A 10747-nucleotide genomic window follows, 5' to 3' on the forward strand; every position below is an offset into this window, starting at 1 on the left:
CCACTGTTGATCGTAGGGACCGCCATCCATGCCTGAAGTCATCCTGCCTGGCGCCTCCGGCCGCATCGAAGGCCGCTACTCTCCTGGCAAGCGTCCCGACGCGCCGATCGCCCTGATCCTGCATCCCCACCCCAAGGCGGGGGGGCACATGAACAACCCCGTCGCCCTGACGATGCACCAGTTGTTTGTCCAGCGCGGCTTCGCCACCTTGCGCTACAACAGCCGCGGCGTGGGCAAGTCGCAGGGCGAGTTCGACAGCGGCATCGGCGAGCTGGCCGATGCGGCGACGGCGCTGGACTGGCTGCAGGCCAACAACCCCGCCGCCACCCAGACCTGGGTCGCCGGCTATCAGTTCGGCGCCTATATCGGGATGCAGCTGCTGATGCGTCGCCCCGAAACCGACGGCTTCATCTCGGTGTCGCCGCCGTCGAACATCTATGACTTCAGCTTCCTGGCCCCCTGCCCGGCTTCGGGCCTGTTCCTGCACGGCACGGCCGACACTGTGGTGCCGCCGGCCGATGTCGAGCGCGTGGTGAACAAGCTGCGCACCCAGAAGGGCATCGTCATCGACTATGAGCTTGAAGAAGGCGCGACCCACTTCTGGCAGGACCACATCGGCGCGGTCGAGCGCCGCGTCGGCGCCTATCTGGACAAGCGGCTGGAAGAAAAGCCGGCCTGATCCGCATAAGGATATCCTGATTGAAGCGGCGCCCTGATCTTCGGGGCGCCGTTTCTAATTGCGCCGTTCGTCAATGTTCGCCTTCCGCAGCGGCCACAGCCGCCGGGCGGTGAGCGCGGACGCACCAGACGACGCTGACGATCATCAGGATCATGGCGACGATCTCGATCACGGTCGGGCCGCGCTGTTCCCAGATGAAGCCGTAGATGAAGGCGAAAAGGGTCTCGGACACGATCATCTGGCCGAGCATCGTCAGGGGCAGCAGGCGGCTGGCCTGATTCCAGAACGCGTTGCCGATGACCGAGGCGAAGATCGCCACGCCAGCGCTGACGCCGATCAGACGCAGCCAGGCGTCGTTCGTCATTCCGCCCAGCATGAATAGCGACGGGATGACCAGCAGCAGCGCCAGCCCTCCTGTGACCACGCCGGTCAGCAACGACCACTCATGCGGGGTGACATCGCGCAGCCGCCCCATCCAGCGGCTGTTGCCGACGGCGAAGGCGGTCCAGGACAGCAGGGCCGCCAGGGCGCACCCCAACCCGATCAGCGTGGCCGTACCGCTCTGCGCCGCCGCGCCGCCGCCCTGGCTGAGCGACTGCCACCCGATCAGACCGACCGCCAGCGCCGCCACGGCGATGGGCGGCGCGACGCGCGACAGCGGCGGCGAATCCTTGTCCCGCAGGCCCCATAGGGCCACGACCACGGGCACCATGCCGACGATCAGGGCCGAGGCCGCCACGCCTGCGTAATGCACGCTGACCACCAGGAAGGCGAAGTAGACCAGGTTCCCCGCCAGGCTCAGCCAGACCAGCGCGCCCCACGCTTCGCGCGTCAGGGCGGCCGTCACCCGCCGCCACCGCGGCGCGATCAGCAGGACCGCGATCAGGCCATAGGCGAGGTAGCGACCCGCCGTCAGCAGCAGGGGCGAGGCCTCGGGCACCATCTTCGGCGCCAGGAAGACCAGCCCCCACAGAGCGCCCGCCGCCAGACCGCTGGCGACGCCCCAGAAACGCGAAGACGCCGCCATTATTCGGCTCCCGGCTCGACGATCCGGCCGCCGGTCATAGGCGCCGGAACGCCTGTCGTGCCGGGGAAGCTGATCGGCAGGCCCAGACGACAGCGCGCGGCCAGAAAGGCGAAAGCTTCGGCCTCGATCGCGTCGCCGCGCCAGCCCTTGTCCTCGGCGGTCGAGATAGGGACGCCGACGCGCTCGCGGATCGCGGCCAGCAGCACAGGGTTGTGGCGACCGCCGCCGCAGACGACGATCTCCTTCGCCTGCTCCGAACAGCGGGCGACGCCCAGGGCCACGGCCTGCGCCGCGAAGGCGGTCAGGGTGGCGGCGGCGTCTTCCAGGGACAGGTCCGCCACCGGCTCCAGCGAGAAGTCGAAGCGATCCAGGGACTTCGGGCCGCTCGCCACGAAATAGGGATGGGCCAGATAGGCGTCCAGCACAGCCTGATCGACCGTTCCCGCCGCCGCCAGACGACCGCCCTCGTCCATCCGTTTCTTCATGCGCGATTGGACCAGCAGATCGACCATGCCGTTGGCCGGGCCGGTGTCGAAGGCCTCCAGCTCGCCGTCGGCGCGGATCAGGGTGATGTTGCCGACCCCGCCCAGATTCAGGACCGCGACCGGCCCCTCCATCCCCGCCTTGCGGACCAGCGCTGCGTGATAGATCGGCGCCAGCGGCGCGCCCTGCCCGCCCGCCGCCACGTCGGCGCTGCGGAAATCATAGGCGACGGGCACGCTCAGCCCCTCGGCCACGCTGGCGGCGTCGATAAGCTGGACGGTGCGGCCCGGCTGCTCCGGCGTCGGCGCCTCGTGCAGCACGGTCTGGCCGTGGACGCTGACCAGATCCAGCGCACTGGACTTCACCCCGTTCACCGCCATGAAGCCGAGCGCGGCGGCCAGATGCGCATCGGCCACCGCCATGCGGGCGTCTTCGAAGCTGTGCGGTTCTTCTTCGTCGCGCTCCCAATCGAAGGCGTCGTCGATGGCGTCCTCAATGATGGCGCGGGTCTCTGCGTCCAGCTTCATCTCGCCGGCGGGGCCGAAGGACAGGATGTCGTGGCCGTCCGTTTCGATCACCGCCATGTCCACGGCGTCGAGCGAGGTGCCGGTCATGAAGCCGAGCACGCGCAGGGTCTTTTTCGGGGAGGTCGTCATGGCGGCTTGACTGCCACGTCGGGGGCGACGTAGCTAGCGCCGATGATCGCGCAACCGGCCCTTTTCGCCGCCTATTACTACGGCCTCTACTAGAGAGCGGCCGCGATCCTTGCCGCCCTTCCCTCGGCGGCATTATTCCTCGGAAGACGGCCGCCGGTTCTGATGCTACGGACCCGACCATGACCGAGCCCACGACCCAAACCGTTTCCGAAACCGCCTTCAAATCGGACTTCCTGCGCCTGATGAAGGCGCGCGGCTATATCCACCAGATCACCCACCCGGTCGAACTGGACGAGGCGGCCGCGTCGGGCGTGGTCACGGGCTATATCGGCTTCGATGCAACGGCGCCCAGCCTGCACGTCGGCCACCTGATCCAGATCATGCTGCTGCGTCGTCTTCAGCAGGCCGGACACAAGCCGATCGTCCTGATGGGCGGCGGCACGACCAAGGTCGGCGACCCGTCGTTCAAGGACACCCAGCGCCCCCTGCTGACCGAGGAAAAGATCGCCGAGAACATCGCCGGCATCAAAGGCGTGTTCGAGAAATTCCTGACCTTCGGCGACGGCCCGACCGACGCCATCATGCTGGATAACGACGAGTGGCTGTCGCAGCTGGGCTACCTGCAGTTCCTGCGCGACTACGGCACCCACTTCACCATCAATCGGATGCTGAGCTTCGACTCGGTCAAGCTGCGCCTGGATCGCGAGCAGCCGCTGACCTTCCTCGAGTTCAACTACATGCTGATGCAGGCGACCGACTTCCTGGAGCTGAACCGACGCTATGGCTGTTCGCTGCAGATGGGCGGCTCGGACCAGTGGGGCAACATCATAAACGGCGTCGAACTGACCCGCAAGGTGGACCACAAGGCCGCCTTCGGCCTGACCACGCCGCTGCTGTCCACCGCCTCGGGCCAGAAGATGGGCAAGACGGTCGGCGGCGCCGTGTGGCTGAACGCCGACGCCCTGTCGCCGTTCGACTATTGGCAATACTGGCGCAACACCGAAGACGGCGACGTGGGCCGCTTCATGCGCCTGTTCACCGACCTGCCGCTGGATCAGATCGAGCGCTATGAGGCGCTTCAAGGCGCCGAGATCAACGACGCCAAGAAGGCGCTGGCCGACGCGACCACCTCCATGCTGCACGGCGCCGAGGCCGCACAGGCCGCGCGCGCGGCCGCTGAAGCCGCCTTCGAGAAGGGTCAGCTGTCGGCCGACCTGCCGACCGTCGAACTGCCGCGCGACGAGGTGATTGGCGCCATGATCGCCGCCGTGACGACCAAGGCGGGTCTCAGCAGCTCCAATGGCGAAGCGCGTCGTTTGGCCCAGGGCGGCGGTCTTCGCCTGAACGACGAGGTCGTCAACGACGGCGCCCGCCTGATTGAAGAGGCCGACCTGAACGCGGACGGCGTGCTGAAGCTCGGCGCCGGCAAGAAGAAGCTAGTGCTGGTGCGCCCGGTTTAAGGAGAGCGCTGTGACCGACATCACCGAAAATACGCCCGCCCCTGCTTTCGATCTGGCGACAGACGGCGGCGGGCGCGTGTCGCTGGACGGGCTGAGGGGCAAGAACGTCGTGCTCTACTTCTACCCCAAGGCCGACACGCCCGGCTGCACGACCGAAGGTCAGGACTTCTCGGCCCTGATCGACCGGTTCGCGGCGGCGAACGCGGTCGTGATCGGGGTGTCGCGCGACACGGTGAAGAAGCTGGACCGCTTCAAGGCCAAGCATGACCTCAAGGTCGTGCTCGGCTCGGACGAGGACGGCGTGGTCACCGAAGCCTGGGGCGTGTGGGTGCAGAAGAAGCTCTACGGCCGCGAATATATGGGCATTGAGCGCGCCACCTTCCTGATCGACGGCCAGGGCGCGGTCCGCCGCGCCTGGCGCAACGTCAAGGTCAAGGGCCACGCCGAAGAGGTTCTGGCCGCCGTCGAAGCGCTTTGATCGGCGAGCGGGGTTCGGAAGGCCCCGCTTGACCTCTCCGCCTCAGCCCGCGCTAAGTGTCGCCAGGGATTGCATCCTCAGGGGCTGACATTGACCAAACGCCGATAATCGCGGCGTGACGCGGAGAGCATGAATGTTCAATAAGAACAAACCGTTCGACAACAACCCCTCTAGCGGAATGGGCATTCCCAAGCCGCCTGAGCCGGTCCAGCCCAAGCCGGAGCCCGCCGCCCCGATCGCCGCTGCGCCTGCGCGCGCGCCTGAACCGGCTCGCCCCGCCGCCCGTTCCTCCAGCCTTTCGACCCTATCGGCGGGCGTAAAGTATGAGGGCAACATCTCCGGCGCAGGCGAACTTCAGGTCGACGGCTCTCTGAAAGGCGACATCCGCGTGGTGCGCGTGGTGATCGGCGAAGGCGGCGCGGTCGAGGGCACGGTGCACGCCGACATCCTTGAGGTGCGCGGCCGCGTCTCGGGCGCCATCGTCGCCAAGCAGGTCAAGCTGTTCGCCACCTCGCGCGTCGAGGGCGACATCACCCAGGAGCAGCTGTCGATCGAACAGGGCGCCTGGTTCCAGGGCCGCTGCACCCAGGCCAAGCGCGACACGCCGGGCGCCAATATGCTGGAGACTCCTGCTGCGGCCGAAAAGCCTGCGCCCGCCAAGACGGACGCCAAGGTCGAGGCCAAGCCTGCAGCCTGATCGGCGCGAGTGCTGACAACGAGAAAGGGCGGCCCGCAAAGGCCGCCCTTTTTTATGCACCGGTCAGGCGGGTCAGCCCTCGCGGGTTTCGCCCACCCGAGCCGCCAGCGCCGCGCCCATGAACTGGTCCAGGTCGCCGTCCAGAACGCCTTGCGTGTCCGAGGTTTCGACCTCGGTGCGCAGGTCCTTCACCATCTGATACGGCTGCAGGACATAGGATCGGATCTGGTGGCCCCAACCGATGTCCGTCTTGGCGTCAGCCAGAGCCTGGGCCGCAGCCTCACGCTTCTGAAGCTCAAGCTCGTACAGACGCGCGCGCAGCATCTTCCAGGCCTGGTCGCGGTTCTGGTGCTGCGAGCGGCCCGCCTGACAGGCCACCACGGTATTGGTCGGAATGTGGGTCAGACGCACCGCCGAGTCCGTCTTGTTGACGTGCTGACCACCCGCGCCCGACGCGCGATAGGTGTCCGTGCGCACGTCCGACGGGTTGATCTCGATCTCGATGCTGTCGTCGACGACGGGCGAGACCCCGACCGAGGCGAACGACGTGTGCCGCTTGGCCGCCGCGTCATAGGGACTGATGCGCACCAGACGGTGGACGCCCGATTCGGACTTCAGCCAGCCATAGGCGTTAGGTCCGGAGATCAGCAGGGTCGCCGACTTGATGCCGACCTGTTCGCCAGACTCTTCTTCCTGAAGCTCGACCTCATAGCCGTGCGAGCGCGCCCAGCGGCTGTACATCCGCAGCAGAATGCCCGCCCAGTCGTTGGACTCGGTGCCGCCCGCGCCGGAGTTGACCTCCAGATAGGCGTCGTTGCCGTCAGCCTCGCCGGACAGCAGGGCTTCCAGTTCGGCGCGGGCGGCCCGCTCCTTGATGGACTTCAGCTGTTCACGCGCTTCTTCGAGGGTGGCTTCGTCGCCCTCTTCGTCCGCCATTTCGGCCAGCATGATCCCGTCTTCGAGACCCTGCTCCATTTCCTTGACGGCGTTGACCTGAACTTCCAGACGCGAGCGTTCGCGGCTGACGGCCTGGGCCTGTTCGGGATTGTCCCACAGCGTCGGATCCTCAACCCGCGCGTTCAGCTCATCGAGCTTTCTTAGAGCGACATCCCAGTCAAAGTCGCCTCCTGAGCAGAGCGACGCTCTGCTCGATGTCGGCCTTCATGGCCTCGACATCCGATCTCATCGCAAACTCCTGCGAACGGAAGTCCCCCGCAACCAGGACCGCGCAACGCGCGTCCGATAGGGAAGGACAGGTGAAACGGCGCGCCTGAAAGCAGGCGCGCCGGGTTGATGGCTTACCTAGAGCCTCAGTAAAGGCCGCTCAAGTCCTCGGCCGGCTCCTTCTTCGGCGGCGGCGGCGCAGCCGGAGGCGGCGCGGTCGGCGTCGGGGTCTGGGAGCGGACCTCCTGCTCACGACGGATGACGTCGTAATAGTTCTGCGGCCCTTCGGGCTGGGCCGGCGGCGGCGCTTCTTCGCGCAGCTGACGCTCAGTGCCCGGGCGGAAGGCCTCTTCGATGCCGTTGACGATGCGGAAAATGGCGTTCTTCGGCTTCACGAACGGCCGCGCAGGCCGCTCCTTCAGCGCGTCTTCCATGAAGTCGATGAAGATCGGCACGGCGGTCGAGGCCCCGGCTTCACCGCCGCCCAGCGAACGGTTGTCGTCGAAGCCGACGAAGACGCCGACCACGATGTCGGCCGAGAAGCCGACGAACCAGGCCGAACGATATTCATTGGTGGTGCCCGTCTTGCCGCCGACCCACGGGCCCAGGCTGCGAGCGCGAGCGCCGGTGCCGCGCTGGATCACGCCCTCCAGCATGGAGGTCATCTGATAGGCGGTGATGGGGTCGATCACCTGGGTCCCGCGATCCTGAAGGCGGGGCGATTCCTGGCCGCTGAAGCCCCGGCCGCAGTCGCGGCACTGGCGACGGTCGGCGCGGTGGATGGTCTGGCCGTTCCGGTCCTGAGCCAGTTCGATGAGATAGGGATCGATGCGGCGCCCGCCGTTGACGAAGGCGGCATAGGCGGCGGTGATGCGGTAAGGCGTGGTTTCCCCGGCCCCCAGCGACATGGCCAGGTTCGGCGACATGTCGTCCACGACGCCCATCTTCTTGGACAGGTCGACGACGTTCTTCATGCCCACCGCCTGCGCCAGGCGCACGGTCATGACGTTGCGCGACAGCTCCAGCCCGCGCCGCAGCGTCTGGGGTCCGTAGAACTGGCGGCTGTAGTTCTGAGGCGTCCAGGCGCGGCCGCCGGGGCCGCCGGGGAAGCTGATCGGCGCATCCAGCACGATCGAGGCCGGGGTGAAGTCGCCTTCCAGCGCCGCCGCATAGACGAAGGGCTTGTAGGCCGAGCCCGGCTGGCGCTTCGCCTGGGTCGCGCGGTTGAAGCTGGACAGGGCGTAGGAATAGCCGCCGACCATCGCCAGGACGCGGCCCGACTGCGGCTCGATCGCAACCAGGGCGCCGTTGACGGCCGGGACCTGCTTCAGGGCGAACTGGCCGTTCTGGCGCTCGACGAAGATCAGGTCGCCGCGCTTCAGCGGGCGACGTCCGGCGTTGGACCAGGCCACATCGGCGGCGCGCAGCGCGCCCGCCTGATCGTCCTTGGCCGTGCGGACGCGGATTGAGCCCCCGCTGACGCTTTCAACGGCGGCCGCCTGCCACGAGCGGCGCTCGGGCGGGGTCGTGCGTTTCTGGGCCTCGGCCTGCCACCCCTCGGCGAAGTCGGTCGTGCCCCAGGCGCCGCGCCAGCCGTGTCGACGGTCGTAGTCCTCAAGCCCGCGCATCAGGGCGTCACGCGCGGCCGACTGCAACTGCGGATCAAGCGTCGTGCGTAGGTAGTAGCCGCCGCGATTGACCTCTTCCTGACCGAACAGGGCGATGGCGCGACGACGCGCCTCCTCCACGAAGAAGTCGGCGTCGGCGTACTCGGCCCGACGCGGCGCAGAGCGGGTGTTCAGCGGACGGGCCAGCGCTGTCTTCAACTGCTCGTCGGACAGCCATTTGTTGTCGGCCATCTCGCCCAGCACCCAGTTCCGACGACCCAGCGCAGCAGCCGGATAACGTTTCGGGTGATAGTTGGTCGGCCCCTTGGGCAGGGCCGCCAGGAAGGCCGCCTCGTCCGGCGTCAGCTGATCCAGCGACTTGCCGAAATAGTTATAGGCCGCCGAAGCCACGCCATAGGAGCGATAGCCCAGGTAGATCTCGTTCAGATACAGTTCGAGGATCTGCTCCTTGGTCAGCGTCGCTTCCAGACGGCTGGAGAGGACGGCCTCCTTGAGCTTACGGTTCAGGCTGGTCTCACTGGTCAGCAGGACGTTCTTGGCCACCTGCTGGGTGATGGTCGAGCCGCCCTCCAGCCGCTTGCCCGACATGACGTTGAACACGTTCTTGAACATGGCCCGGCCGATGCCGGACACGTCGATGCCGCCGTGATTGAAGAAGTTCTGATCCTCGGCCGCCAGGAAGGCGTGCACGACCGTCTGCGGCACCTGGTCATAGGTGACGTAGATGCGCCGCTGGTCCGAGAACTCGCCGATCAGGGTGCCGTCGCCGGCATAGACGCGCGTCGCCGTCGCGGGGCGATAGTCCGCCAGTTCAGAGGCGTCCGGCATGTCGTGCAGGACCCAGGCGGCGTAGATGGCCACCACCACCCCGGCCAGGGCGATAGCGCCCAGCAGGGCTACGCCCGCCATGACGAACCAGCGTTCGGCTATCTTCACCACGAACTCCGCAAGACGCACCCCATCATCGCTCGTTTATCGCGCGTCGCGCGGCGCGCAAAGCGGAACCGCACTTATCCCTTGTCGCGCAGCAGGCGCGCCTTGTCGCGTTGCCAGTCGCGCTCGGCCGCGGTCTCGCGTTTGTCATGCAGTTTCTTGCCCTTGGCCAGGGCGATCTCCAGCTTCGCCTTGCCCGCCTCATTCAGATAGAGGCGCACAGGGACGATGGTGCGCCCTTCGCGTTGGACTGCGCCGATCAGCTTGTCGATCTGCTTGCGGTGCAGCAGCAGCTTACGGTGACGGCGCGGCTCATGGTTGAAGCGGTTCGCCATCTTATAGGGCGGGATGTCGGCGTTGATCAGCACCATCTCGCGACCCTCCGGCGAGACATAGCTCTCGGCGATATTGGCCCGGCCGTCGCGCAAAGCCTTGATCTCGGTGCCCCGCAGCTGGAGCCCGGCTTCGATATGATCTTCGAGGAAGTAGTCGAAGCGCGCGCGTCGGTTTTCGGCGATGGTCTTCTGTTTGGGGGCGTCGGCGGCCATCAGGCGACTCCAGCGGCGGCCAGCGCCTCGTCGATGGCGGGCCGCACCGCGTCGGCCGTCAGCGACAGCGGCAGGCGAACCTCTTGCGTGCACAGGCCCATCTTAGCCAGGGCGTATTTGGTCGGGGACGGCGAGTTGTCGAGGAACAGCGCCTTGTGCAGACCGATCAGCCGTTCCTGCCACGAGCGCGCGGCGGCGAAATCCCCGGCCTGGATGGCGTCATGCAGGGCGACCATCGCCTCAGGCGCGACGTTAGAGGTCACGGAAATGACGCCGACGCCGCCGTGCGCGGCATAGCCAAGATAGCTGGAATCATCGCCCGAGATCAGGTCGAAGGCGCCGTCGATATTGGCCCGCATCCAGCTGGCCCGCGCCACATCGGCGCTGGCGTCCTTGATGCCGACGATGTTCGGATGCGCCGCCAGGGCCGCCACCGTCTCGTTCGACAGGTCCACCCCCGTACGCCCCGGCACGTTGTAGAGCAGGATCGGCAGTTGCACGGCGTCCGCCACCGCCTCGAAATGCGCCTGCATTCCGGCCTGCGACGGGCGGTTGTAATAGGGGGTCACGACCAGGGCGCCGTCGGCGCCGACCGTCTTGGCGAAACGGGTCAGGTCGATCGCCTTGTCCGTGGCGGACGAGCCCGCCCCGGCGATGACGCGGATGCGACCAGCGGCGATGGCGACGCACTGTTCGACCACGCGCTTGTGCTCATCCAGATGCAGGGTGGCGCTCTCGCCCGTGGTGCCCATCGGCACGACGCCGTGAACCCCAGCGGCGATCTGGCGCTCCAACAGGCGCTCGAAAGCGGCCTCGTCCACGTTTCCGTCACGAAGAGGTGTGATCAGGGCGGTGATCACGCCCTTGAACAAGGGGGCGGTCATGGGAACAACATACCTGCGCGGAGAATGGGCGGCGGTCCGCCCGTCACTAATCGGCAAAGGGTAGGTTGCCCGCCGCCTGGCCGCAACCAAAGATGAATGAGGATCAGATA

At 67.0% G+C, this 10747-nt stretch carries 10 protein-coding genes; 4 read left to right on the top strand and 6 right to left on the bottom strand.

Annotation, left to right across the window (positions count from 1 at the left end; genetic code table 11):
- The first annotated feature begins 28 nt into the window (after window positions 1–28).
- On the top strand, window positions 29–679 hold the full coding sequence (locus tag PIB44_RS08480) for an alpha/beta hydrolase (RefSeq protein WP_003167032.1): 651 nt from the start codon (window positions 29–31) through the stop codon (window positions 677–679).
- A 70-nt stretch (window positions 680–749) separates the two neighbouring features.
- Here the strand turns inward: PIB44_RS08480 and PIB44_RS08485 are convergent, their stop codons facing one another.
- Both PIB44_RS08485 and PIB44_RS08490 read right to left on the bottom strand, forming a co-directional pair.
- Window positions 750–1706 (bottom strand): DMT family transporter, encoded by a 957-nt coding sequence (locus PIB44_RS08485; protein ID WP_278069036.1) that lies wholly within the window; start codon window positions 1704–1706, stop codon window positions 750–752.
- The gene (locus PIB44_RS08490) at window positions 1706–2845 is read right to left on the bottom strand and encodes an anhydro-N-acetylmuramic acid kinase (RefSeq protein WP_278069037.1); all 1140 of its coding nucleotides are present in this window, start codon (window positions 2843–2845) and stop codon (window positions 1706–1708) included. Before PIB44_RS08490 ends, PIB44_RS08485 begins: the two co-directional genes overlap by 1 nt.
- A gap of 179 nt (window positions 2846–3024) precedes the next feature.
- Here PIB44_RS08490 and tyrS point away from each other — a divergent pair, with 179 nt between their 5' ends.
- The 3 genes from tyrS to PIB44_RS08505 all read left to right on the top strand — a co-directional run bounded on the left by tyrS (window position 3025) and on the right by PIB44_RS08505 (window position 5480).
- The gene (gene tyrS, locus PIB44_RS08495; RefSeq protein WP_025977147.1) at window positions 3025–4305 is read left to right on the top strand and encodes a tyrosine--tRNA ligase; all 1281 of its coding nucleotides are present in this window, start codon (window positions 3025–3027) and stop codon (window positions 4303–4305) included.
- 10 nt (window positions 4306–4315) lie between these two features.
- On the top strand, window positions 4316–4783 hold the full coding sequence (locus tag PIB44_RS08500; RefSeq protein ID WP_025977148.1) for a peroxiredoxin: 468 nt from the start codon (window positions 4316–4318) through the stop codon (window positions 4781–4783).
- Between the two features lie 133 nt (window positions 4784–4916).
- Window positions 4917–5480, top strand: a complete 564-nt coding sequence (locus PIB44_RS08505) for a bactofilin family protein (protein WP_278069038.1) — start codon at window positions 4917–4919, stop codon at window positions 5478–5480.
- 72 nt (window positions 5481–5552) lie between these two features.
- Here the strand turns inward: PIB44_RS08505 and prfB are convergent.
- The 4 genes from prfB to dapA form a co-directional block, all read right to left on the bottom strand.
- Window positions 5553–6666, bottom strand: a protein-coding gene (gene prfB / locus PIB44_RS08510; RefSeq protein WP_278069039.1) for a peptide chain release factor 2 whose coding sequence is annotated in 2 segments (ribosomal slippage) — window positions 5553–6596 and window positions 6598–6666 — 1113 coding nt in all. Because the reading frame shifts where the segments join, the coding sequence is not laid out codon by codon here.
- A gap of 124 nt (window positions 6667–6790) precedes the next feature.
- Window positions 6791–9181: a penicillin-binding protein 1A gene (locus PIB44_RS08515; RefSeq protein ID WP_278070975.1), complete on the bottom strand. Its 2391-nt coding sequence runs from the start codon at window positions 9179–9181 to the stop codon at window positions 6791–6793.
- Window positions 9182–9282: 101 nt separating this feature from the next.
- A complete protein-coding gene (gene smpB / locus PIB44_RS08520) occupies window positions 9283–9753 on the bottom strand; it encodes an SsrA-binding protein SmpB (protein ID WP_025977152.1) in 471 nt (156 codons plus the stop codon).
- Entirely contained in the window at window positions 9753–10637 is an 885-nt protein-coding gene (dapA, locus tag PIB44_RS08525; RefSeq protein WP_278069040.1) for a 4-hydroxy-tetrahydrodipicolinate synthase, read from the bottom strand. Before dapA ends, smpB begins: the two co-directional genes overlap by 1 nt.
- Window positions 10638–10747: the final 110 nt, after the last annotated feature.

Origin of the sequence: Brevundimonas sanguinis (assembly GCF_029636725.1) — a bacterium.
Lineage (GTDB): Bacteria > Pseudomonadota > Alphaproteobacteria > Caulobacterales > Caulobacteraceae > Brevundimonas > Brevundimonas sanguinis.

Excerpts from the sequence above, each read along its gene's own strand:
- PIB44_RS08480 (WP_003167032.1), top strand. The coding sequence starts at position 29 with ATGCCTGAAGTCATCCTGCCTGGCGCCTCCGGCCGCATCGAAGGCCGC.
- PIB44_RS08485 (WP_278069036.1), bottom strand. The coding sequence starts at position 1,706 with ATGGCGGCGTCTTCGCGTTTCTGGGGCGTCGCCAGCGGTCTGGCGGCG.
- PIB44_RS08490 (WP_278069037.1), bottom strand. The coding sequence starts at position 2,845 with ATGACGACCTCCCCGAAAAAGACCCTGCGCGTGCTCGGCTTCATGACC.
- tyrS (WP_025977147.1), top strand. The coding sequence starts at position 3,025 with ATGACCGAGCCCACGACCCAAACCGTTTCCGAAACCGCCTTCAAATCG.
- PIB44_RS08505 (WP_278069038.1), top strand. The coding sequence starts at position 4,917 with ATGTTCAATAAGAACAAACCGTTCGACAACAACCCCTCTAGCGGAATG.
- PIB44_RS08515 (WP_278070975.1), bottom strand. The coding sequence starts at position 9,181 with ATGGCGGGCGTAGCCCTGCTGGGCGCTATCGCCCTGGCCGGGGTGGTG.
- smpB (WP_025977152.1), bottom strand. The coding sequence starts at position 9,753 with ATGGCCGCCGACGCCCCCAAACAGAAGACCATCGCCGAAAACCGACGC.
- dapA (WP_278069040.1), bottom strand. The coding sequence starts at position 10,637 with ATGACCGCCCCCTTGTTCAAGGGCGTGATCACCGCCCTGATCACACCT.